Annotated in this window: 16 protein-coding genes and 2 pseudogenes; 10 read left to right on the top strand and 8 right to left on the bottom strand. The window is 66.6% G+C overall.

Annotation, left to right across the window (positions count from 1 at the left end; genetic code table 11):
• Positions 1 to 500: 500 nt before the first annotated feature.
• The 6 genes from ACQEXA_RS04125 to ACQEXA_RS04100 form a co-directional block, all read right to left on the bottom strand.
• A complete protein-coding gene (locus ACQEXA_RS04125; protein ID WP_433128721.1) occupies positions 501 to 4,202 on the bottom strand; it encodes a S8 family peptidase in 3,702 nt (1,233 codons plus the stop codon).
• A gap of 757 nt (positions 4,203 to 4,959) precedes the next feature.
• Positions 4,960 to 5,742, bottom strand: a complete 783-nt coding sequence (locus tag ACQEXA_RS04120) for an SDR family NAD(P)-dependent oxidoreductase (RefSeq protein ID WP_432937164.1) — start codon at positions 5,740 to 5,742, stop codon at positions 4,960 to 4,962.
• Between the two features lie 46 nt (positions 5,743 to 5,788).
• Positions 5,789 to 6,418 carry an LUD domain-containing protein gene (locus ACQEXA_RS04115; RefSeq protein ID WP_432937166.1) on the bottom strand — a complete coding sequence of 210 codons (630 nt, stop codon included), beginning with the start codon at positions 6,416 to 6,418 and terminating at the stop codon, positions 5,789 to 5,791.
• 64 nt (positions 6,419 to 6,482) lie between these two features.
• On the bottom strand, positions 6,483 to 7,028 hold the full coding sequence (locus tag ACQEXA_RS04110) for a hypothetical protein (protein ID WP_432937169.1): 546 nt from the start codon (positions 7,026 to 7,028) through the stop codon (positions 6,483 to 6,485).
• A gap of 13 nt (positions 7,029 to 7,041) precedes the next feature.
• The gene (locus ACQEXA_RS04105; RefSeq protein ID WP_432937171.1) at positions 7,042 to 7,965 is read right to left on the bottom strand and encodes an RNA polymerase sigma-70 factor; all 924 of its coding nucleotides are present in this window, start codon (positions 7,963 to 7,965) and stop codon (positions 7,042 to 7,044) included.
• Positions 7,962 to 8,903 (bottom strand): NAD-dependent epimerase/dehydratase family protein, encoded by a 942-nt coding sequence (locus ACQEXA_RS04100; protein WP_432937173.1) that lies wholly within the window; start codon positions 8,901 to 8,903, stop codon positions 7,962 to 7,964. The genes ACQEXA_RS04105 and ACQEXA_RS04100 overlap by 4 nt, the downstream gene beginning before the upstream one ends.
• A 225-nt stretch (positions 8,904 to 9,128) precedes the next feature.
• Between ACQEXA_RS04100 and ACQEXA_RS04095 the strand changes: the two are divergent.
• Positions 9,129 to 9,456: pseudogene (locus ACQEXA_RS04095) on the top strand (IS701 family transposase); the annotation flags it as partial.
• Between the two features lie 76 nt (positions 9,457 to 9,532).
• Here the strand turns inward: ACQEXA_RS04095 and ACQEXA_RS04090 are convergent.
• The gene (locus ACQEXA_RS04090) at positions 9,533 to 10,882 is read right to left on the bottom strand and encodes an IS701 family transposase (RefSeq protein WP_432938733.1); all 1,350 of its coding nucleotides are present in this window, start codon (positions 10,880 to 10,882) and stop codon (positions 9,533 to 9,535) included.
• Between the two features lie 746 nt (positions 10,883 to 11,628).
• Here ACQEXA_RS04090 and ltrA (ACQEXA_RS04085) point away from each other — a divergent pair.
• The 7 genes from ltrA (ACQEXA_RS04085) (at position 11,629) to ACQEXA_RS04055 (ending at position 19,558) form a co-directional block, all read left to right on the top strand.
• Positions 11,629 to 12,885: a group II intron reverse transcriptase/maturase gene (ltrA, locus tag ACQEXA_RS04085; RefSeq protein ID WP_432920871.1), complete on the top strand. Its 1,257-nt coding sequence runs from the start codon at positions 11,629 to 11,631 to the stop codon at positions 12,883 to 12,885.
• Between the two features lie 806 nt (positions 12,886 to 13,691).
• Complete coding sequence (ltrA, locus tag ACQEXA_RS04080) at positions 13,692 to 14,819, top strand: group II intron reverse transcriptase/maturase (RefSeq protein WP_432937481.1); 1,128 nt, start codon at positions 13,692 to 13,694, stop codon at positions 14,817 to 14,819.
• The gene (locus ACQEXA_RS04075; RefSeq protein ID WP_433128713.1) at positions 14,816 to 14,947 is read left to right on the top strand and encodes a hypothetical protein; all 132 of its coding nucleotides are present in this window, start codon (positions 14,816 to 14,818) and stop codon (positions 14,945 to 14,947) included. Before ltrA (ACQEXA_RS04080) ends, ACQEXA_RS04075 begins: the two co-directional genes overlap by 4 nt.
• 548 nt (positions 14,948 to 15,495) lie before the next feature.
• Positions 15,496 to 16,173, top strand: coding sequence for a reverse transcriptase domain-containing protein (locus tag ACQEXA_RS04070; protein ID WP_433128719.1), 678 nt, complete (start codon positions 15,496 to 15,498; stop codon positions 16,171 to 16,173).
• A gap of 711 nt (positions 16,174 to 16,884) precedes the next feature.
• Positions 16,885 to 17,739 carry a reverse transcriptase domain-containing protein gene (locus ACQEXA_RS04065; protein WP_433128717.1) on the top strand — a complete coding sequence of 285 codons (855 nt, stop codon included), beginning with the start codon at positions 16,885 to 16,887 and terminating at the stop codon, positions 17,737 to 17,739.
• Positions 17,643 to 18,839, top strand: coding sequence for an ISAs1 family transposase (locus ACQEXA_RS04060; RefSeq protein ID WP_433134444.1), 1,197 nt, complete (start codon positions 17,643 to 17,645; stop codon positions 18,837 to 18,839). The genes ACQEXA_RS04065 and ACQEXA_RS04060 overlap by 97 nt, the downstream gene beginning before the upstream one ends.
• A complete protein-coding gene (locus ACQEXA_RS04055) occupies positions 18,836 to 19,558 on the top strand; it encodes a group II intron maturase-specific domain-containing protein (protein ID WP_433128715.1) in 723 nt (240 codons plus the stop codon). The genes ACQEXA_RS04060 and ACQEXA_RS04055 overlap by 4 nt, the downstream gene beginning before the upstream one ends.
• 483 nt (positions 19,559 to 20,041) lie before the next feature.
• Here ACQEXA_RS04055 and ACQEXA_RS04050 read toward each other — a convergent pair.
• A pseudogene (locus ACQEXA_RS04050) lies at positions 20,042 to 21,301 on the bottom strand (IS4 family transposase); the annotation flags it as partial.
• Between the two features lie 806 nt (positions 21,302 to 22,107).
• Between ACQEXA_RS04050 and ltrA (ACQEXA_RS04045) the strand changes: the two are divergent.
• Both ltrA (ACQEXA_RS04045) and ACQEXA_RS04040 read left to right on the top strand, forming a co-directional pair.
• A complete protein-coding gene (gene ltrA, locus ACQEXA_RS04045) occupies positions 22,108 to 23,235 on the top strand; it encodes a group II intron reverse transcriptase/maturase (RefSeq protein ID WP_432937481.1) in 1,128 nt (375 codons plus the stop codon).
• On the top strand, positions 23,232 to 23,363 hold the full coding sequence (locus tag ACQEXA_RS04040; protein WP_433128713.1) for a hypothetical protein: 132 nt from the start codon (positions 23,232 to 23,234) through the stop codon (positions 23,361 to 23,363). Before ltrA (ACQEXA_RS04045) ends, ACQEXA_RS04040 begins: the two co-directional genes overlap by 4 nt.
• The last annotated feature ends 384 nt before the right edge of the window (positions 23,364 to 23,747 follow it).

The following is a 23,747-nucleotide window of genomic DNA, read 5'->3' as shown; positions in this document are numbered from 1 at the left end:
CGGTGCCGCGCTGACGTAGTCCAGCAATGCAGCGGCAAGACCCAAAAGAGGAGGTTCTCTCATTGCAGTGGGCGGGCTTCGGCGCGGCCCTGGTGCAGGTTGAGTCGGCTTGGAGGGCTCTCACCTGCAGCGATTACGTGCCCCACACGGTCGCCGTGGTCGTCACCGCTTCAGCCAGTACGGCGGCGCGTGGGCGCATCACGGAGTCCGCACGTCCGTCGGTGCCGCGGTCCTCGCGGGCACCAGGCTCTTCATACCTGGTTCCGTGACCCGCTTCGCCGACACCCACCGCCGGCCGACGACTCCGACGTCATCGAGGGCGTCACCCGGGTCATCCAGCAGCCTTCCCAGGCCGGCACCGCGGCCGTCTGATCCCGCCGTCGCCGGAACGCGCGGGCCCACGGGCCCGCGCGTTCCGGATCGTCTCCCGCCGGGGCGGCTTCCGGCCCCCGGCGGGAAACGCGTGGGTGCACCATGCTGTGGCGGTGCGCCCCACAAGGTCAGCGGAGACCGAAGGCCCGCATCACGGTCTGTGTGACCGCGTTTCCGGCACTGTCGTGGGCGTGAGCCCGCAGTGAGACGAACTGGGCCTGCTTGGGGGCGGACAGTGCGAACCGGCCGTCCTTTCCGCTGGTGATCTTCCGCCACGTGTGTCCGTCGTCGTAGGACACCTCCAAGGTGACCGCCGACAGGGTTCCGGCGCCGGTGGCGTAGGCGAGGTGGGCGACGGACGCCGCGAGCGTCGCGTTCCTCGCGGCCTTGCCCGCCGCGTTGGTGTCGACTCCGTAGTTGATCTGCATGAGCGGCAGGACTGATGTCTCGTCCCCCGCCGGAGCCTGGGAGGTGAAGTCCCACTCGGTGTGCGTGGTGGAGGAGTACGGGCTCACCGTGCCGTCCCGGCTGGCGTCCAGGACGAGGCGGTACGGCAGCTTGCCGGCGCCCGGTGCGTCAGCCTGCACCATGGTGTTTCCCGAGTTCTGGGCCAGCTGGGTGTCACCCTGGTAGAGCGTGAGGGTGTGCGGCATGCGCTGGTAGTCCATGGACATGCCGACGTGATCCGAGCCGCCCCAGCCGGGGACGTCCAAGGTCAGCCGGCTCCCCGTGCGGGTCGGCGGCTTGTAGTTGTTGTTCAGGTACGGGCGCTCGATGGGCTTGAACCACTGCTGTGTCTGTGTGCTGCCCGCCCGGTACGTGGTGCGTGGCTCGATCTCGAAGAGCAGACCTTCGACGTACGCCTCCTGACCCCAGGAGTATCCGGGCCCGGTGGAGACCCAGTCGACCCGCTGCGAGTTCATCGGCTCACTCGTCATCGTGCCGATGCCCCAGTCCGAGTAGACCGGCCAGTCGAAGCGGAACTCACCACCGCGCCGGGTCGTATCGGGGCTGTCGAAGTCGACGTTCACCCGCGCGAGGGTCTTCGGGCCGCCCTGGACGACCATGTGGTCCGGAATCTGGTTGTGCCACGTCCACATCAGGTCGTAGACGTAAGGGCTGACCGGCTGCGAGTCCACCGAGAGCGCCGCCTTGGGAGCAGAGGCCTGGGCGAAGAGCTTCTCGCCCTCGTCCGTGCTCAACAACGCCACGTCGATCCGGGCGGGGGTCTCCTTCCACGGTTCCGGGCTGTAGCTCCGGAACCAGCGCCCCGGTTCGTTGTTCACGACCAGCAGGAGTCTGGCGCCCGCCTCGATCGCCGCGGCGGCCTGGTCGGCGTCGCTGATCGTGTCGTTGCGGCGGACGACCACCGCCTTGCCCCGCGCGTCCACGCCGGCGTAGTCCGCGCTCGTGCCGTCGCCGGCGGCCACGAGCGGGAGCTTGTAGTGACCCTGGGCCAGCGGGGTGACGTCCTGTTGCCGGAGGGCATCGGTGAACTCGGTGGTCTTGGTGGCGATGGCGAGTGCCGGCTGCTCCTTGCGCCAGCGGGCGCCGAGGTAGAAGTCGCCGTGGGTCACCTTGTGCGTGGTGGGCTGGGCCCAGAGGCTGTCGTAGCTGGTCTGCGTCTCCATGTAGTCGCGCCAGGTGCCACCGCCCATCGAGCGGTTGTACTCAAGGCGTTGGTAGGTCGTCTCGGTCTGCTGCGGCGTGGTCATGTCCACCCGCTCGATCTTCGAGGCGTCCAAGGTGACCGTGGTGTCGTGGTCCATCACGACCTCGGGGTCACCGAGCAACGCCATCCCCATCGAGTGAGGGCCGTGGACACCCTGTACGTCCTTGAACTCCAGCACTGAGTAGACGTCGTTGGGGAGGAACATCTGCGCCGTGCCCGTCTCGTCGACGATCAGGAACTCGGGCCCGAACTGACCGGACCGCAGCAACTCGACGACGCCCGACATCGGCTTGCCCTGTGCGTCCTTGAGGACCAGGGTCAGCTTGTGGGCGATGTCGCCCAGCGACACGGCCGTGTGGGTGAGGGTCTTCCCCGCCGTGTCGGCCGCGATGACCTGGCCGGTCCAGTGACCGTTCCCCGTCGCTTTGGAGCCGTCGATGATGGCCGTGACCTCGGCGGTGCCGTGGGCCGGCACGACGACCTGGGAGGCGGACAACCGGAACATTCCGGCAGGTGCGTTCGGGGCCTGCACGGACAGGTCGAGGGTGACCGGCGAGCCACCCATGTTGGTGTACGTGACCGGACGCGTCACCGCGTCGGACGCGCCCGTCGTCACCTGCCCGGCGAACGCGGTCGCCGAGGCGAAGACCTCGGCGCTGAGTGCCGACGGGACGTCCACCCGGCCGCTGCCCGCCTGGAAGGCGTCGTACTTGGGCGTTTGCTTCGAGCTGCTGACCAGGAGGTCCTTCAACTGGGAGCCGGTCAGCCCGGGGTGCGCCGCCGCGAGCAGGGCCGCGGCGCCCGCGACATGCGGGGTGGCCTGGGAGGTCCCGCTGAAGGTCTGATAGCTGCCCTCGCCGGACGGCGAGTATTGGGAGCGTGCCGCCAGCACGTCGACGCCCGGGGCGGTGATCTCCGGCTTGAGCCCGCCGTCGCCGACGCGCGGACCCTGGCTGGAGAACCAGGCGACGTCGTCCGAGGAGTCGACGGCCCCCACGGTCAGGGCTGCGTCGGCCGCGCCGGGGGAGCCGACGCTGTAGTCCGAGCCCGCGTTGCCCGCGGCGACCACGAACAGCGTCCCGGTCTCGGCGCTCAGGCGGTCGACCGCCGCGCTGAGGGGATCCGTGCCGTCGGACGGCGCCATGGAGCCCAGGCTCATGTTGACGATGTCCGCGTGCTGGTCCACTGCGGCCCACTCCATGCCGGCCAGCACCCAGGAGTCCTGACCGGAACCCTCGTCGGAGAGCACCTTGCCGATGTGCAGGTCGGCACCGGGCGCGACGCCCTTCTCCTTGCCGTCTGACGCGGCCCCCGTGCCGGCGATGGTGGACGCGACATGGGTGCCGTGGCCATGGCGGTCCGTCACGTCCTCGCCCGGAACGAAGCTCTGCGCGGCTGCTATTCGGCCGACCAGGTCAGGGTGTTCGGCGTCGACGCCGGTGTCCAGGACGGCGACGTCCACGCCCTTCCCGGTGTCGCCGGCCTCCCACGCCTGCGGCGCGCCGATCTGAGAGGTGGACTCCGCGAGATCCGCCTTCACGACCCCGTCGAGCCAGATGTGGGAGATACCCCCGCCGAAGGCCGGTTTGCCGGACGCGGCTGCGGTGGTCCTCGAGCCGGACGCCGGCGCGGAGGTGACAGCGCGCCAGAAGTCGGCCGATCGGTCCCGGTCCTCGGACAGGGCGGCACCCTGGACGCTGCCGAGGGCCTTGACCCGGGTGGCGCCCTCGGGGGTTGTGGAACGCAGCCCTGAGGCGGCCTTGCTGTTGTACGAGACGATCAGCGGCAACTGGTCGCGATGTGCGTCGTCGTAGCCGTCCGCGACGAGCTGGCTGATGTCGAACAGGCGCTTGTCCAGCACGCCTGCCGCCACGTAGGGGAGAACGGACTCGGGATAAACGTAAAGGTCGCCGTTCGACTCCATGATGCGCGCCTGGGCTTGTGTACCGGCGGCACCCTGCACATCGACGGTGCCGCCGGCGGCGCCGGACCGCCGTGTGACCACGACGTCACCCGTGATCAGGGTGACCGAGTGGGCGCCGGGGGGAACGTTGCGCTGCGCGGCGGGAGCGGGGGAGTCGGTGGCCGCGGCGTGGGCGGCGGACACGGCGGCGGGCTGTGCCAACGACAGGAGGGCGGCGCCGGCGACGGCGAACACGCTCCAGCGTCTCGGTGATGATCTCAAAAGGATTCCCTGACTGTTCCGTAGGGCCCAGGTCGGCCCCGCAAGCGATTCATGGCTGAAGTGACGGATCGGCGGGGGATGGGATGGCCGACGCTGCGGACCGGTGGTGGGGGTCCTGGGATCGCGGCAGCTCGGCGTGGACGATCAGAGTTAAGGCTCGTGAACGGTAGATGTATAGATCAGACTCGTGTCTGATATCGCCAGCTGGCGAATCGCGCCAACGCCCGGCGTGTTCGGATCAGGCGGAACAGCAGTGCCGTTCGAAACCCTTGGTGGTGGCTCGACTTGAGAACTGGGCCTCTTGGTCCACAACGGTCTCGGGGCCGCCACCGCGATCAGCGGGTCCGGCGTCCTGACGTCAGCTGTGGTCGGCAATGACACCTGCCCTCGTTGATCACGCCGTCAGTACTCAGATCCGCAGGAGTCGGTGAGCGGCCAAGTCGGTCCCAGACACCAGCCCTTCTTGCGCGAGAGGCGGGAGTTGTCCACGAGTCCGGTGTGCGCGATACCTGTTGTGATGTCGGGCATAGGCATCGAGGCCCTGCCGTGCACGGTACTCGTCGCAGACGGATCCCGAGCCGTGGCCCAGCCGCAGGTGCCTACCGGGCGCGCTCGACGGGCTCAATGGCTCGGCGGTTCAGGATCGGCAACCCCGGCCGAGTTGATCCAGGCCGCCGGCCGACTGGTCGCGCCCGGAGGTTCCACCGGCCTACCAGCGCGGCACGACGGGTCAGATCGTCTTGATCAGGCCGCCGTCGACGAGGTACTCCTGGCCGGTCATGCTGGCCGCCAGAGGCGAGGCGAGGTAGGCGACCAGGGAGGCGACCTGCTCGGGCTCGACGAGCCGGCCGGAGCGGATGCCGGACGCCGCAGCCAGGCCGGCCAGTAGGTCGTCGTGCGACATTCCCTGCGCGGCCGCGAGGGCGGCGCCGATGCCGTCCGGGGCGGTCCATACCGGCGTGCGGGTCGGTCCCGGGGCGACCGTCGCGACGCGCACGCCCTGGTCCCCGTACTCCTCGGCGAGCGCCTTGCTGAACGCGGTGAGCGCCGCCTTGGCGGTGTTGTAGGGAACCGGGCCGCTGTGCGGCAGACGGGCGCCCACCGAGGAGATGTTGACGATCAGGCCGTGCCGGCGGATCAGGCTGGGGATCGCGGCCCGGCAGGTGCGCACCGCGGAGTAGAAGTTCAGGTCGAACGTCTTGTGCCACAACGCGTCGTCGTAGTCGAAGAACGCGCGCAGGTCCGAGGCGTCGCCGCCGCCGGCGCAGTTGACCAGGACGTCGATGTCGCCGTGGGCTGCGACGGTCGCGTGCACGAGCTCGCCCGGACCGTCCGGCGTGGCCAGGTCGGCGGTGATCGCGTGTGCGCCGGACTCGGCGAGTTCGGGCGACACGGTGCGGGCCGAGCCGATCACGTTCGCACCCTCGGCGACGAGCGCCTGGACGACGGCCAGCCCGATCCCGCGGCTGGCCCCGGTCACGAGCGCCGTCGTACCTGTCAATTGCAGATCCATGTTCTGGGACTCCTCTACGTCCGGAGGGCCGGCCGGCAACGCGCGCTCAGAAGCCGATGGCTTCGCGGAGCAGCAGGACGGTGGCCCGGCCGGGGTGGGGTTCCGCGTTGAGCACGAGCAGGCGGTTGACCGCGCTGGGCAGGCCGTAGACGTCCTGGGCGCGGGCGCTTTCCAGAGGGAGGGCGTGCTCGTCGACGCGGCGCAGCGCCGTGGCCAGGTCGGGTACCACCTTCTGTGCCCCGATGATCCAGATCGCCTGGGCGGCACCTCCGGCATAGGCGGGTAGCTGGCTGCCGCTGGCCGAGGCGGCTACCAGCGAACCGGTCTCGGTGAGCGCGGCGACGCTGCCGACGACGACGTCGGGGCCGGCCAGCAGTCGCCGGATGTCGTCGGCCTGGGTGACGCGGTCCATGCCCACAACTCGAGGCTTGACCGCCTGGTATCGCCCGCCGGCGTTGATGTCCTCGTCGATACCGGACAGGCGCAACGTCTCGCTGGCCGCGGTGAACACGCTGGCCCCGTCGACGATGAGCTCGCCGACCCGGGCGCGGGCCTCGGCGGCGCTGTCCAGGATCTCGACGGCGAAACCGTTGGCCGTCAGCGCGGCGGCGGCTCGTGCGAGGCGGTCCGCGGGGGCCGGCACGGTGAACAACGTCTCGGGACTCGGCATGGTCATAGTGCCTCCATAAGGGTGTTTGCACGGCGCGGTGTTGCGTTCTGCGGTGGTGCTCGGTACGCGCTCAGCCGGTCGGGGTCGGGGCGGCGGCCGGGCGGCTGCGGTAGCGCCAGGCCAGCCGGCCGAAGAGGAGCCCGCCGGCGAAGAAGTAGGCGTCGGTCGCGCGGCCGGACCACAGCACGGACACGGACGGGTGGGCCATGCCCGTCGCATCCTCGATCGACAGGCCGGTGATCCCGTTGGGCAGCAGGCCGATCGAGCGGGTCAGGTCGTCGACCAGGCCGGAGGCGCCGCGCAGGGTCAGCAGCGCGCAGCCGAACCAGACAAGGAACGCGGCCAGGCGGCACAGCCGACCGCGCGGCCACCCGCGCGCGATCGCCAGGCAGGCCCACGCCCCGATCGGGAAGGCGGCGACGATCGCCACCTCGAAGATCCAGCCGATCACCGAGTGCGGTAGGAGGCCGGGCAGCACGCCGCCGCGCCTGAAGGTTCCGCCGGCGTACCAGTAGACGTGGAAGGCGGTGAACACGACGATCCACGCGAGCGCCACGTAGGCCAGCCACGCGACGCGGTCGTCGGCCTGCCCCGAACGCGAGGGCCTGGCTCGCATGAGAAGTGTCCGGTCAGTTCGTGGATTGGCGTGCATGACGCGCCTCGCGAAAGACTGCCCAGGCATCGGCGACCGGGCCGACGTGGGCCAGCTTGTCGGGGTTGATCACCGAGCGGATCGTCTGGATCTGCCCGTCGACGATGTCCAGCGCCCAGGTGTTGACGACGTTGCCGTGCCGGTCGCGGAAGATCGCGCCGGGCTGTCCGTTGACCTCGTGGGACTGCATGACACCACCGAGCCGCAGGAACGGCGGGACGAGAGCGGCGATCACCCGGGCGACGTTCTGCGCGCCGACCAGCTGGGCGGCCAGCTGCGGCCCCTTGCCGCCGCTGTCGCCGATCATGTGCACATCGGCGGCCAGCAGGTCCCGCAACCCGTCGAGGTCTCCTTCGCGGAAGGCGTCGAAGAACCGTTCGGCGAGCTGCTCGCGCTCGCGGCGGTCGGCTTCGAAACGCGGGCGTCCGGCGGCCATGTGCCGGCGTGCGCGCACCGCGAGCTGACGGCAGGCCGCCTCCGAACGTCCGACCGCCGAGGCGATCTCGTCGAAGCCGAACCCGAACACCTCGCGCAGCACGAACACCGCTCGCTCGAGCGGACTGAGCCGTTCGAGCAGCAGCAGGGCCGCCATCGACACCGAATCGGCCAGCTCGGCCGATCGCGCCGGGTCCTCGTACGGGTCGGCCAGCAGCGGCTCGGGAATCCACGGCCCGACGTACTCCTCGCGGCGGACGCGCGCCGAACGCAGCACGTCGATCGAGATACGCGTGACCACCGCTGACAGGAACGCCTTGGCCGAGGCGGGTTCGGTCGATGTGGCCTCGTAGCGCAGCCAGGTCTCCTGAACGGCGTCCTCGGCTTCGCTCACGCTGCCCAGGATCCGGTAGGCGATCGAGAACAGCAGCGGTCGCAGCTGTTCGAACTCCTTGGCTCGGTTCACGCCAGTTCCTCCTGGAAGCCCTGCCGCCACGACGGGTACCGCAAGTGCCAGCCGAGCTCGCGCTTGGCCTTGGAGTTGGAGAAGCCGCGGGCCTCGGTCATCATGATCACCGGCACCTCCCCAACCAGCATGCGGGCCAGCCACTTGGGAACCCGCATCGGCCGCTTGGCCCCGGCGCACTTCGCCAGGTAGGGCAGCCACTCGTTCACCGGCGCGGGCTCGTCGTCGACGATGTTGAACACGCCGGCCGCCCGCCGCTCCACCGCCAGCACCGTAGCGCTCGCCGCGTCGTCGAGGTGGACCCACGAGTGATAACCGTTGGCGCGCCCGACCAGCGGGTACTTGCGCCGGCGCACCAGCGTGACCTGGTCGTCGATGGCCCCAGGCCCGTAGAGCCCCCCGTAGCGCAGCACCGCTCCACCGGCCCGGCCGACGACCTCCTCGACGTGGCGCAGGGCCTGCATCGACGTGTACGCGGCCGTCCCCTCCTCGAGGTCCAGCGGGTCCTCCTCGGTCTTCACCCAGCCGCCCTCGCGAATCCCGTTCCAGCACGCGTAACCCTGCGCGACGAAGTGAGACACGCCGCTCGCCTCCGCGGCGGCCAGCAGATGATCTGTGCCCTCGGTGCGCAGCTTGATCGTCGGAACCGCCCACCGGTCGAAATGCCTGAAGTCGGGCTGGCCGGCGTGCTTCACGGAGATCCCGGTCATCTGGTGCACGATCGTGTCCGGCCGGGCCGTGGCCACCGCCTCGCCGACCGACGCCGCGTCCAGCCCGTCCATGACCACCGGCTCCGCGCCCAACCGCTCCAGCATCCCCACCTTGGCCGCGTTCGTCGTCGTCGCCGTCACCTGGTGGCCCCGGGCCACGAGCTGCGGCACCAACCGCTGACCCAGAACACCGGTCCCGCCCGCCACGAACACCCGCACAACCGTCACCGTCCTTGACCTCGAATCGACCTCACACCCGAGACGAGACAGCCCGGCCCGGTTGTGACATCAGGGCATGCGCCATGACGTAGCGCACAACCGCAGCCCAGCACGTACTTCGGTGATTGCCGGGGTCGACGTCACCGTGCCGAGCCGACCAAGCGGGTGTGATCCCCCAGCCAGACTGCTGAGTCGATGAGTCGAACGAAGAAGGCCTCGGTCATGCCCTTGGCCGGCTATGTCCGCGCGGTGGCCTGTTCGGCCGAAGTGGCCACCGGTGCGGGCACGTTCAGCGCCGATGCCTGGTGAAGAAGTGACGAAGTGGGCCTGGCAGAAGCTCTCGGCTGGACGCGGTGCGAAGGGACAGCGGTTCTACGACTGAGCCGTCATCGATCTCACCGGGGCGGCGCCGGGCAGCCGCCGGCTCCTGTTCCGCCGCAACCGCACCACCGACGAACTCGCCTACTACCGCTGCTTCTCAGCCCAGCCGGTGCTGCTGACCGAGCTGGTGCGGGTCACCGGATCCATCTACAGCTGGAGGTGTGCCACGAACGCTGAGAGTGAGGTTGATGGAGGTAGAGACCCTGCTTGATGCGGTGCTGTGCGGACACGGCAGCTGTAGTTCGTGATCACGGTGGTCATGTCGTTGCGGCTGCGGTGATGTTGTTCCAGTTGCGGTGGGCCTGGGCGGCTTGATGCTGATGGTGGCGGCGCCAGGCGGACCAGCGCAGTACGTGGTCGAGGTCGCGGCAGGGCGCGGGCAGTACGGTGGCGCGCAGGATCCGGAGTAGTTCGCGGGCGCTGGCTGCTACGAGGCGGAGCGGGCCGGGTGGGCTGCTCGCGGCGGTGGTGCGCAGGCGGGTGATGGTGAGGACGGCGGCGGCGAGCATGCTGATGAGGGTCCAGCGCATCCAGGAGTTCCAGCAGGTGGTCTGGCCCTGGTCGAGCCCGCAGGAGCCCTTGTGGAGCTGGAAGTCCTCTTCGATCTTCCAGCGGTAGCAGATCACTTCGATCAGGGTGGCCAGGGTGACGGGGGTGGTGGAGTGGCAGCGGTAGAAGGAGAGTTCCCCGGTGTAGCGGTGGCGGCGGATGACCAGATGGGAGTGGCCGTCCTCGTGGCCGTCGGGGGTGTCGTCAGCCTGAACGTCGACCAGTGCCCAGTCGTAGTGACGGTCGCCCTTGAGCCCGTGGCCGGTGCGCATCCGCATCCACGCCTTCTTCGGGATGAGTCGGGCGAGTTCGGCGGCGGTGTAGCGGCCGCCGGACGTGGTGAGGTGGTGGTCGGCCTTGACGGCCAGCGTGTAGTCGAAGCCCAGACGGCGGGCCTCGCAGCGCAGCTCGCGCCCGCCGTACACCTCATCGCCGGCGAACCAGCGTGCCACGATACCCAGGATGCGGGCACGGGCGAGCATGGCGGCCGCGAGCTGGGGCTTGGTGGCGAAGGCGATCTCATCGGGGACGTGCCGCAGCAGGCGCCGCTCCTCGTCTTCGGCCCAGGCGGCGGGCAGGTATAAGGCCCGGTCGATGATTGCGTGGCCGCGGTGGGTGGCGTAGGTGAGGTGGACTGCGACCTGGCACAGGCCCACTCCGCCCAGCGCGCCGGAGTACTGGTAGGCCGCACCGACGGCTTCGGTGGAAGACTTCGCGTCTCCGGTCTCGTCCGCGATCACCACCGCCTGCCCGTCTGCGAGTTCGCCAGCGGTCCAGACGGCGAGCCGGTCGCGGGCCAGGTCGTGGTCGAAGGCGGCTCGGGCGAGGCAGTGCTGCAGCCGGTGCGGGCCACAGTGGCCGAGCGCCTCGGCCAGCGTCCAGCAGTTGCGGGTGTCCAACTCCATCAGCATCGCCTCGCACATCTCCCGCACCAGCAGCCGCGGTTCGCGTCGTGCGAAGCAATCCGCTATCCCCGCTGTCGCCGCCCCGAGGGCCACCGTCCATGCCTGCTGGGCTACCGTGGCCTCCGCGGCCACCTGATCCTGGATCGTCTCCACAACGCTCATGATCACGGTGGCCGTTCACCTGCCTACAGGCACCCCCGCGACCACCTGACCAGCCTCAACTGGGCAACCATCACGAACTACAGCTGCCGTGGCGGAAGATGAAGGTTTGTGGCCCTTCGGCGTCGCCCTGCGGTGGGAGGCGTCAAACCGCGTGTGTCACGAACGCAGAGGGGAGTTCAGGTAGGAGAGCTTCGCGATGCGGTGCTGTGCGAGAGATGAGGGACTTGGCCCCTCGGTTCCGTCCTGCGGGGGATGGTGCCAAACCGCCACATGCTGCGTTGGTTGACGACCGTCGTGGTGAGCGATGTGGAAAAGGCGGCGGTAGAGCCGTCAGGTGGGGATCAGGAAGACGAACGCAAGTGAATCGCTGCTGAAGTGTCGTTAGAAAACAGGTGACATCAGAACCGGAGATTTGTGGTTGCTCCGGGATAAGTCTGGCGGGAGTCCCGTCTACTGGCCAGGCGGTGTCCGGCACGGAGGCGACGTGAGCCTGATCTGCGGCTCTCGCATGGAACGTGAGAAGGCATGCCCTGATAGTGCCGCTTGAGTCATGCGGGTGGCGAGAGGGAGCGGCCCAAGCGGAAGAACCGTGAGGGTTTGAGTACCGACGCGGGGTGTGCTGGCGGACCGGCTCGTAGTAGTGAGGAACCCTTTGTAATGAAGGGGGAGCGAAGGGGCCGGGTCATCCGTGACTGATTGTTCGTTCGGTCAACCGGAAGTTCTCCGGGAGGAGCTGGGTGGACCAGTTGAAATCATCGGACAAGCCGTTTGAGATCTCGAAGTGGGAGGTTCAGGAGGCGTACGAGAAGGTCAAGGCGAACAAGGGTGCGGCAGGGGTGGACGGGCGCTCCATCGAGGACTTCGAGAAGGATCTGAAGGGTAATCTCTATCGAATCTGGAATCGTCTGTCTTCGGGGAGTTACTTTCCGCCTCCGGTGAAGGGTGTGGAGATCCCGAAGTCGCATGGTGGTGGGGTTCGTTTGCTCGGTGTGCCCACCGTGGCTGACCGAATCGCTCAAACGGTAGTAGCCCGGCGTCTTGAAGAGAAGGTCGAACCGATCTTCCATCAGGACTCCTACGGCTACCGTCCTGGGCGGTCCGCGTTGGATGCGGTCGCGGCGTGCCGGAAACGCTGTTGGAAGTATGACTGGGTGATCGATCTGGACATCCAGAAATTCTTTGACAGCGTGCCATGGGACCTTGTCGTCAAAGCGGTTCGGGCCCACACGGATCTCCCCTGGGTAGTTCTGTATGTGCGGCGGTGGCTTGAGGCGCCGTTGCAACTGCCTGACGGGACCTTGCAGCAGCGCGATCGCGGAACCCCGCAGGGTTCTGCGATTTCGCCTGTTTTGGCTAACCTGTTCATGCATTACGCGTTCGACATGTGGATGGCCCGGGAGTATCCGGGCGTACCGTTCGAACGGTACGCAGACGACGGTGTTGTGCACTGTGTCAGCGAGGGTCAGGCCCGGAAACTACGGGAGGCAATCGCGAACAGGATGCGGGAAGTTGGGTTGCGGCTGCATCCCGACAAGACCAAGATCGTGTACTGCCGGGATGGTAATAAGCGCCGACGTCCGTACGGGCAGACGGAGTTCACCTTCCTGGGGTTCACTTTCCGGGCTCGCAAGGCCATCGACAGGAATGGGGAGAGGTTCACCTCGTTCCTGCCGGCGATCAGCAAGGAATCCTCGAAGAAGATCAGCGGTGAAGTGCGGCAATGGCGGCTTCACCGACAGATCGGCCGGACCTTCGCCGAGCTCGCACGGGCGATCAATCCGATCGTTCGGGGCTGGATGCAGTACTTCGGTGCGTTCTACCGGACGGCGCTGCTTCCCCTCCTGGAGCGCATCAACGCCTACTTGATGCGCTGGATCCGCAAGAAGTTCAAGCGGCTGCGGACCTTCAAGAAGGCCCATGCGTGCTGGCGGCGTATCACCCGTCAGTACCCCAGGCTCTTCGCCCATTGGGCATGGGTTCCCACGTTCTGGTGATCAGGATGACAAGAGCCCGGTGACGGGAGACTGTCACGCCGGGATCTGTGAGGGCCGGGGGGTGAAATTCCCCCCGGCTACTCGACCCCGAGCTGCGTTGGTTGATTGTGTCCTGAACGCGAAAGGGAGTTGATGTAGGACAGCTTCTGGAAGCGATGCTGTGCGAGAGATGAAGGTATGGCCCTTCGGAATCGCCCTGCGGAGGGAGATTTCAAACCGCGTGTGTCACGAACGCAGAGGGGAGTTCAGGTAGGAGAGCTTCGCGATGCGGTGCTGTGCGAGAGATGAGGGACTTGGCCCCTCGGTTCCGTCCTGCGGGGGATGGTGCCAAACCGCCACATGCTGCGTTGGTTGACGACCGTCGTGGTGAGCGATGTGGAAAAGGCGGCGGTAGAGCCGTCAGGTGGGGATCAGGAAGACGAACGCAAGTGAATCGCTGCTGAAGTGTCGTTAGAAAACAGGTGACATCAGAACCGGAGATTTGTGGTTGCTCCGGGATAAGTCTGGCGGGAGTCCCGTCTACTGGCCAGGCGGTGTCCGGCACGGAGGCGACGTGAGCCTGATCTGCGGCTCTCGCATGGAACGTGAGAAGGCATGCCCTGATAGTGCCGCTTGAGTCATGCGGGTGGCGAGAGGGAGCGGCCCAAGCGGAAGAACCGTGAGGGTTTGAGTACCGACGCGGGGTGTGCTGGCGGACCGGCTCGTAGTAGTGAGGAACCCTTTGTAATGAAGGGGGAGCGAAGGGGCCGGGTCATCCGTGACTGATTGTTCGTTCGGTCAACCGGAAGTTCTCCGGGAGGAGCTGGGTGGACCAGTTGAAATCATCGGACAAGCCGTTTGAGATCTCGAAGTGGGAGGTTCAGGAGGCGTACGAGAAGGTCAAGGCGAACAAGGGTGCGGCAGGGGTGGACGGGCGCTCCATCGAGGACTTCGAGAAGGATCTGAAGGGTAATCTCTATCGAATCTGGAATCGTCTGTCTTCGGGGAGTTACTTTCCGCCTCCGGTGAAGGGTGTGGAGATCCCGAAGTCGCATGGTGGTGGGGTTCGTTTGCTCGGTGTGCCCACCGTGGCTGACCGAATCGCTCAAACGGTAGTAGCCCGGCGTCTTGAAGAGAAGGTCGAACCGATCTTCCATCAGGACTCCTACGGCTACCGTCCTGGGCGGTCCGCGTTGGATGCGGTCGCGGCGTGCCGGAAACGCTGTTGGAAGTATGACTGGGTGATCGATCTGGACATCCAGAAATTCTTTGACAGCGTGCCATGGGACCTTGTCGTCAAAGCGGTTCGGGCCCACACGGATCTCCCCTGGGTAGTTCTGTATGTGCGGCGGTGGCTTGAGGCGCCGTTGCAACTGCCTGACGGGACCTTGCAGCAGCGCGATCGCGGAACCCCGCAGGGTTCTGCGATTTCGCCTGTTTTGGCTAACCTGTTCATGCATTACGCGTTCGACATGTGGATGGCCCGGGAGTATCCGGGCGTACCGTTCGAACGGTACGCAGACGACGGTGTTGTGCACTGTGTCAGCGAGGGTCAGGCCCGGAAACTACGGGAGGCAATCGCGAACAGGATGCGGGAAGTTGGGTTGCGGCTGCATCCCGACAAGACCAAGATCGTGTACTGCCGGGATGGTAATAAGCGCCGACGTCCGTACGGGCAGACGGAGTTCACCTTCCTGGGGTTCACTTTCCGGGCTCGCAAGGCCATCGACAGGAATGGGGAGAGGTTCACCTCGTTCCTGCCGGCGATCAGCAAGGAATCCTCGAAGAAGATCAGTGGTGAAGTGCGGCAATGGCGGCTTCACCGACAGATCGGCCGGACCTTCGCCGAGCTCGCACGGGCGATCAATCCGATCGTTCGGGGCTGGATGCAGTACTTCGGTGCGTTCTACCGGACGGCGCTGCTTCCCTCCTGGAGCGCATCAACGCCTACTTGATGCGCTGGATCCGCAAGAAGTTCAAGCGGCTGCGGACCTTCAAGAAGGCCCATGCGTGCTGGCGGCGTATCACCCGTCAGTACCCCAGGCTCTTCGCCCATTGGGCATGGGTTCCCACGTTCTGGTGATCAGGATGACAAGAGCCCGGTGACGGGAGACTGTCACGCCGGGATCTGTGAGGGCCGGGGGGTGAAATTCCCCCCGGCTACTCGACCTCATGCCGCGTTAGCCGAAGACTGTCGTGGTGAGCGATGAGGAAAAGGCGCTCAAGAGGCGTCAGGTGGGGATCGGGAAGACGAGCGCAAGCGAATCGTTGCTGAAGTGTCGTTAAGCAGACAGATGGCATCAAAACCGGGGTCTTTAGCCAACTCCGGGAAGAGCCTGGCGGGAATCCGCTTACTGGCCAGGTGGTGTCCGGCATGTAGACGACGTGAGCCCGGTCTGCCGCTCTCGCATGGAACAGGAGAAGGCGCGCCTCGATACTGCCCTGTCCTCGGGCGGGTGAGAGGGAGTGTCCCAAGTGGCGGACACCACAAGGGATCGAGTACCGACGCGGGGCGCGCTGGCGGACCGGTTCGTAGTAGTGAAGAAGCTCTTGTAATGAGAGTGGAGCGAAGGGACCGGGCCATTCGTGACGTTGTTTATCTAGACAACCGGGCTTCCCGGGAGGACCTATATGGACGCGTTGAATTCATCAGGCAAGCCGTTTGACATCTCGAAACGGGAAGTCTGGGGGGCGTACGAAGTGGTGAAAGCGAACAGAGGCGCGCCCGGCGTGGACAGTCGCTCCATTGAGGACTTCGAGAAGGATCTGAAGGGCAACCTTTATAAGATCTGGAACAGGATGTCGTCAGGGACGTACTTCCCGCCGCCGGTGCGTGCGGTGGAGATTCCCAAGTCGTCTCCCGAAGGCGGCGTCAGGATCTTGGGCGTGCCCACGGTGGCCGACAGAATCGCCCAGACGGTGGTGGCCAGGCATCTGATGGACCGGGTCGAACCCGTATTCCATGAAGACTCCTACGGCTACCGGCCCGGACGATCGGCCTTGGAGGCGGTGGAACGCTGCCGTCAACGCTGCTGGAAGAGGGACTGGGTGATCGATCTCGATGTCCAGAAGTTCTTCGACAGCGTCCGGTGGGACCTCATCGTCAAAGCCGTGGAAGCGCACACCGATGCCCGTTGGGTAGTGCTGTATGTGAAGCGGTGGCTCCAAGCTCCGCTTCAACTGCCCGATGGCACCTTGCAAGAGCGGAATCGTGGGACTCCCCAGGGGTCAGCGGTTTCGCCCGTGCTGGCGAACCTGTTCATGCACTACGCGTGTACGTCCAGGAGTTCGGGCATCGTTCCAGCTTGAAAGAGGGGGAGGGGATGTAACCGGACGTCAAGCTCAGGGCAGCCAGCCGGTGCAAGTCCGGTCCGGGGAGACGCCAGGGTCCCCGGTAGCTGACTCCCGGCGTCGTTCGAGAGGGCGGCGTCGAAGTGGGGTGACAAGCGTCCTTCGGGGGCGTGCGAACGGCCGGTCCGCAACATCAAGTGAAGCCTGCAGCGTCGATATGCAGACCCCGCCCGTTGGGGTGGGCCAAGGGGGTGCCGAGTCCGTATGCGTAGGGCGAAGGCCATGGAAGGCGTCCGGGAACCTGGAGCGGGCGCCGAAGAACCTCCCGGCGTTAAGGGGCGTGGAACGGCTGGAAGGTTGTCCTGGGAACTGGAGAGGGCCTACTCGGCCCCGGGTATGCGGCCCGGGAGCGTGGCTCGCCTATAACCGGCGGAACCGGGAAGTGGCGGGTTGTCGAGAGGCAGTCGGAGGGGGTCGTAGTAGTGCCGATCGGCGGGACAACATAACCCGCCGGGAGCGAAGGGCCCCTGCTTCATCGATGCGATTCGCGAACAGGGAGGGGCCCGGATGAGTGCCGTTTCGGCTAGTTCCATCCGCCGGGAGGAAGGCGTCGCACGACTGGATGGCCGTCCTCTGGACAAGGTCCGAGCCTTGCAGTGGACGCTCTACCGCTGTGCCAAGCAAGAACCCTAACGACGGTTCCATGCTCTGTATGTCCACGTCCACCGCATGGACGTCCTGTGGCGGGCATGGTCGGTCGTGTGCGCGAACCGGGGAGCCCCTGGCGTGGACGGTGTGACCGTTGACGCGGTGGCGGCCTCGGGGGTGGACGCATTCCTCCAGGACCTGGCGGAACGACTGCGGACGTATACGTATCGTCCGTCGGTGCTGCGGCGGGTCCAGATTCCCAAGCCGGGGCGGCCGGGGGAGTTCCGGCCGCTGTCGATTCCCACCGTGGCGGACCGGGTGGTGATGACGGCCGCGAAGATGGTTCTCGAACCGGTCTTCGAGGCCGGGTTCACTGAGGCGAGCTACGGATTCCGGCCGAAACGGTCCGCGACCGACGCGTGCGATGCTGTGCGCGTTGCGGCGAACCAAGGTCGGGAGTGGGTGTTCGAGGCCGATATCCGGAACTGTTTCGGGACGATCGGGCACGACGCACTCGTCGCTCAGCTGGCGAGGCGCGTGGTGGACCGGTCGATGCTGAAGCTGATCCGGTCGTGGCTGCGGATGGGAGTACTGGAGGGTGGGGTGACCTCAGGGCCCCGGCGTTTGCCCGGCTCGTCCGACCTTGGGTCGGTTGACGTCGGCGGCGGGCCCCGGAAGCAGGCGAACACGGCCCCTGTGGATCATGGAGTTCTCTACGCTTCAAGATCCACGAAGGTGCCGTGTTCGTCCCACCATCATCCCCCATCCCTGCTCCTGTCTGCCCCGCACCCCGCCTGCAAGATCTGCGTGAGGGTGCCGCCCGGGATCAAGTCGGCAGCCTGGTCGCGGAGTTCGAGTCACTCACCGATCCGCGCGGAGCCAGCGGTGTGCGTTACCGGCTCTCCTCCCTGCTGGCCCTGGTGGTCTGCGCGATGACGCCCGCGGGCCACGACTCGATCACTGCGGCAGCGGAGTGGTGCCGGCGTGCGGCCCCCGAGGAACTGGCCGCCTTCGGCCTGCCCTACCACCCGCTCCTGGGCCGTTACCGGGTGCCGAGCGAGAAGACCCTGCGCAGCGTGCTGGGGCGCCTTGATCCGGCCGAACTCAGCGCGGCCGGGTTCGCCTACCTGACGTCCCTGCTCTCCGACGAGCGCGCGCATCCCGCGCTGCTGATGCCGGACGGCGGCCCGGAACGCGAACAGCGCCGGGCCCACCAGGCTGCCGCCCAGACCGATCCGGTGCGTCAAAGGCGCCGGGCGATCGCGGTGGACGGCAAATGCCTGCGCGGTGCCAGGCGCCCTGACGGCAGCCGGGTCTTCGTGCTCTCCGCGGTCCGCCACGGCGACGGCATCACCCTGGCCTCCCGCGAGATCGGCGCGAAGACGAACGAAATCCCCGAGTTCGCACCCCTGCTCGACCAGATCGACGACGTGGACCTCGCCGGCGCGGTCATCACCGCCGATGCTCTCCACGCCCAGCACGCCCACGCCGCCTACCTGCACGAGCGCGGCGCCCATTACCTCCTCACGATCAAGAACAACCAGCGCGGTCAGGCCCGCCAACTCCACCGGTTGCCCTGGAAAGAGGTCCCCGTGATCCACCGTGACGACACCCGCGGCCACGGCCGCCACGAGCAGCGCCACGTACAGGTCGTCACCGTCGACGGCCTGCTCTTCCCCAACGCCCGTCAAGTCCTGCGCATTCAGCGCAGGCGCCGCCTCTACGGGGCGAAGAAGTGGTCCAGCGAGACCGTCTACGCCATCACCGATCTGCCCGCTGAGCAGGCATCTGCCGCCGAGATCGCCGCCTGGGCTCGCGGGCACTGGACCGTGGAGAACACCGTCCACTGGGTGCGTGATGTCGTCTTCGGTGAGGACAAGTCCCAGGTCAGGACCCGCAATACGCCAGCCGTGCTCGCCGCCGTCCGCGACCTGATCCGCAGTGCACTCAAACTCGCCGGGTACGTCAACACCGCCGCCGGACGCCGAGCCCACACCGAACGCCACCGCGTCCTCGCCCTCTACGGCATCACATGACCAACCAGACATCCGAGGCAAACGCCGGGGCCCTGGGGGTGACCTCCCCGACCGGGGCGGGAACCCCACAGGGCTCACCAATCTCCCCATTGCTCGCGAATATCGCTCTGCACGTCCTCGATGAGGCGTGGCAGGGCGAGGGTCGCCGGCTGGGGGTGCTGGTGAGGTATTGCGATGACTTCGTGGTCCTGTCGCCGACCAGACAACGGGCCGAGCAGGCCCAGCAGCTGGCGGCGAGAGTGCTGGGACTTCTCGGGATGCGACTGCACCCCGAGAAGTCCGGCATCACCTGCCTCACCCGAGGTGGGCAGGGCTTCGAGTTCCTCGGCTTCCACCACCGGAAAGTGGAGTCGTGGAAGTGGCGGGGCAGGTTCTACCTGTACCGGTGGCCCTCGCAACGGGCGTTGAAGGTGCTGCGGGACAAGGTCCGCGCTGCTACCTCGCGCTCTCGGACCGAGCGGCCGGTGGCTACCGTGGTGGCCGAGCTCAACCCCGTGCTCCGGGGATGGGCCGGGTACTTCCGTAAGGGAAATTCTGCGCGGAAGTTCGAAGCGGTGGACCAGTACGTCCACGAGCGGCTGGCGATTTTCACCAGCAGGAAACATGGCCTCTCAGGCCGGAATTGGGCTGCCCGCTACAACTACGGGTGGATCAGTCGGCTCGGGGTCTTCCGCCTGTCCGGAAAGTGGCACGGGGCGACGGTGCATGCCGAGCGGTGAACGATGTCGGAAAGCCGGATGCGGGAGAACCGCATGTCCGGTTTGAAGCGGCGGGGACTGGAAACGGAGACTCATCCACCGCGCCAGTCCCCGACCCTACTCGACGCGTGGATGGTCCGGGAGTACCCGGGCTGCCCGTTCGAGCGCTTCGCCGACGACGGGGTGGTCCACTGCCGAACGTTGGCAGAGGCAGAACGGGTTCTGGCCGCGCTGCGGACCAGGATGGCCGAGGTCGGTCTGGAGTCAATGCCACGTAGCGTAAGTTGATCATGCTGTGAGAGTGAGTGCTCGGGCGTTGACGAGGTGGATTGTGGGCGGCGCCGGATGGCGGGTGCCGGTGTCGGCAGGACGCTTGACGCGGTAGCTGTTGTGCCGGGCGCGCTTGACGACACGGGGGTAACTGCGATGGCGGCGGCGGGGGTTGAGGTTCTTCTTGCGGGTGATGTCGGCGCGGACCCTGGCCAGGACGGCGTCCAGGTCCTCAGGGGAAATAGCCGCCGGGTCGGCGACGCGGCGGCGGACGATGCGCAGGGTGCGGGTGAATTTGACCCGGTCGGGGTCGATGTCGGCCTCGGTGGCAGCCCGGCAGATCAGGGCGGAGATCGCGTAGTGGGTGAGCAGGTAGCCGTACAGCTCCTGCCGGACGAGGTCCGGGCTCTTGGAACGCAGGATGCGGCCTGGGCCGCGTAGGGCGGTCTTCAGGTCATCGTTGGACTGCTCGTGCTCCCAGCGCTGGTGGTACGCGTGAGCGAGCAGGGGGGCGGGGGCGTTCGCGTGGTCGGTGATCGTGGTGATCAGGCAGACCAGCTCCCGCTCGGCGTCGGTGCCGCGGTCGGGGACCTCGTACTCGACCACGCGCACCACTCGGGCGGCTGCGGGATCGACCTCCCGCCCGGCGCGGGCGTCTTCCAGCAGTCGGCCCCGCGCCGCCGTGTTGAGGCGGGGGGAGTAGACCAGGGAGAGGTAGGAGCCGTCGGGCAGGTCCGCGACCAGCGGGAGGGTGAGCGTGTCGCCGACGCGCCAGAGCAGGTCCGCGCCGGTCCCGGCGGCAGCGCACCACTGCTCGAAGCCGAAAAAGCCCCGGTCGGCCAGCAGCAGCATGTCCTCTTCCAGGCGCTCGAACAGCTGGAAGGCCAGGGTCTGCTCGCCGGCGCGCTTGCCGGCGATCGGCCCGATCGCTGCCCCGATCGGGGCGCGGGAGCCGGTCTCGACCAGGGTGAGCACCCGCGCCTTGGGGAAGGCGGAGGGATTGGCGGCGGTCCCGGAACGGCCGAACGCCTCGGCGTTGGATTCGGTGTCGGGCAGGTCCCACTCCATGCCGTCGATGGAGACCAGGCGGCGGGGCCCGAGCCAGGCCCCGCGGGTGAGCTGCTCCGCGACCGGCTCGGTGATGCGGTCGAAGATCTCCGCGAGCGGTTCGGAGCCCAGGCGCTTGCGGGCCTGGGTGATCGCGCTGGTCGTGGGCACCTCCCAGGCCCGGTCCCAGCAGCCCCACCGCTCCAACGGCTCCGAAAGGCGGGTGATGGCCTCTTCGTAGTCGTCGTCCGCGAACAGCGCCAACGCCATCACCAGGTACACCACCACATGCGGCGGGAGCTTCCCGTCCGACCGTCTGGCCTGCCGTCCGAACGCCCGCACCGCGTCGTCGATCACATCACGTGGGACCGAGCCCGCCAGCAGCCCGATCGAGATCCACTCCGGCAACCGCCCGCCTGCACCAGCACCCTGAGTCACGGTCAGCAACCTACCGCCCGGAGTCGAAGGCGGCCCCACGCCCTTGATCAACTTACGCTACGTGGCATTGGGTCTGGAGTTGCATCCGGACAAGACCCGGATCGTGTACTGCAGTGTGTCCCGAACGCGAAGGGGAGCTTTATGTAGGTAGAGCTGCTTGATGCGGTGCTGTACGGAAGATGAAGGAAGGCCCTTCGGAATCGCCCTGCGGAGGGAGATTTCAAACCGCGTGTGTCACGAACGCAGAGGGGAGTTCAGGTAGGAGAGCTTCGCGATGCGGTGCTGTGCGAGAGATGAGGGACTTGGCCCCTCGGTTCCGTCCTGCGGGGGATGGTGCCAAACCGCCACATGCTGCGTTGGTTGACGACCGTCGTGGTGAGCGATGTGGAAAAGGCGGCGGTAGAGCCGTCAGGTGGGGATCAGGAAGACGAACGCAAGTGAATCGCTGCTGAAGTGTCGTTAGAAAACAGGTGACATCAGAACCGGAGATTTGTGGTTGCTCCGGGATAAGTCTGGCGGGAGTCCCGTCTACTGGCCAGGCGGTGTCCGGCACGGAGGCGACGTGAGCCTGATCTGCGGCTCTCGCATGGAACGTGAGAAGGCATGCCCTGATAGTGCCGCTTGAGTCATGCGGGTGGCGAGAGGGAGCGGCCCAAGCGGAAGAACCGTGAGGGTTTGAGTACCGACGCGGGGTGTGCTGGCGGACCGGCTCGTAGTAGTGAGGAACCCTTTGTAATGAAGGGGGAGCGAAGGGGCCGGGTCATCCGTGACTGATTGTTCGTTCGGTCAACCGGAAGTTCTCCGGGAGGAGCTGGGTGGACCAGTTGAAATCATCGGACAAGCCGTTTGAGATCTCGAAGTGGGAGGTTCAGGAGGCGTACGAGAAGGTCAAGGCGAACAAGGGTGCGGCAGGGGTGGACGGGCGCTCCATCGAGGACTTCGAGAAGGATCTGAAGGGTAATCTCTATCGAATCTGGAATCGTCTGTCTTCGGGGAGTTACTTTCCGCCTCCGGTGAAGGGTGTGGAGATCCCGAAGTCGCATGGTGGTGGGGTTCGTTTGCTCGGTGTGCCCACCGTGGCTGACCGAATCGCTCAAACGGTAGTAGCCCGGCGTCTTGAAGAGAAGGTCGAACCGATCTTCCATCAGGACTCCTACGGCTACCGTCCTGGGCGGTCCGCGTTGGATGCGGTCGCGGCGTGCCGGAAACGCTGTTGGAAGTATGACTGGGTGATCGATCTGGACATCCAGAAATTCTTTGACAGCGTGCCATGGGACCTTGTCGTCAAAGCGGTTCGGGCCCACACGGATCTCCCCTGGGTAGTTCTGTATGTGCGGCGGTGGCTTGAGGCGCCGTTGCAACTGCCTGACGGGACCTTGCAGCAGCGCGATCGCGGAACCCCGCAGGGTTCTGCGATTTCGCCTGTTTTGGCTAACCTGTTCATGCATTATGCGTTCGACATGTGGATGGCCCGGGAGTATCCGGGCGTACCGTTCGAACGGTACGCAGACGACGGTGTTGTGCACTGTGTCAGCGAGGGTCAGGCCCGGAAACTACGGGAGGCAATCGCGAACAGGATGCGGGAAGTTGGGTTGCGGCTGCATCCCGACAAGACCAAGATCGTGTACTGCCGGGATGGTAATAAGCGCCGACGTCCGTACGGGCAGACGGAGTTCACCTTCCTGGGGTTCACTTTCCGGGCTCGCAAGGCCATCGACAGGAATGGGGAGAGGTTCACCTCGTTCCTGCCGGCGATCAGCAAGGAATCCTCGAAGAAGATCAGCGGTGAAGTGCGGCAATGGCGGCTTCACCGACAGATCGGCCGGACCTTCGCCGAGCTCGCACGGGCGATCAATCCGATCGTTCGGGGCTGGATGCAGTACTTCGGTGCGTTCTACCGGACGGCGCTGCTTCCCTCCTGGAGCGCATCAACGCCTACTTGATGCGCTGGATCCGCAAGAAGTTCAAGCGGCTGCGGACCTTCAAGAAGGCCCATGCGTGCTGGCGGCGTATCACCCGTCAGTACCCCAGGCTCTTCGCCCATTGGGCATGGGTTCCCACGTTCTGGTGATCAGGATGACAAGAGCCCGGTGACGGGAGACTGTCACGCCGGGATCTGTGAGGGCCGGGGGGTGAAATTCCCCCCGGCTACTCGACCTCATGCTGCGTTGGGTTGAAGACCGTCGTGGTGAGCGATGAGGAAAAGGCGTCGTCAGAGGCGTCAGGTAGGGGTCAGGAAGACGAGCGCAAGCGAATCGTTGCTGACGTGTCGTAACACGAACAACTGACATCAAAACCGGGATGTTGCAGTTATCCCGGGACGAGTCTGGCGGGTACCCGCTCATTGGCCAGGCGATGTCCGGCATGTAGACGACGTGATCCTGATCTGCCGCTTCCGTACGGAACGGGAGAAGGCGTGCCCCGATGCCGTCAAGCCTCGGGTGGACGAAAGGGA

The sequence above is a fragment of the Streptomyces sp. CA-106110 genome (genome assembly GCF_050936285.1).
GTDB lineage: Bacteria > Actinomycetota > Actinomycetes > Streptomycetales > Streptomycetaceae > Streptomyces.
This window is presented reverse-complemented; position numbering and strand designations above follow the sequence as displayed.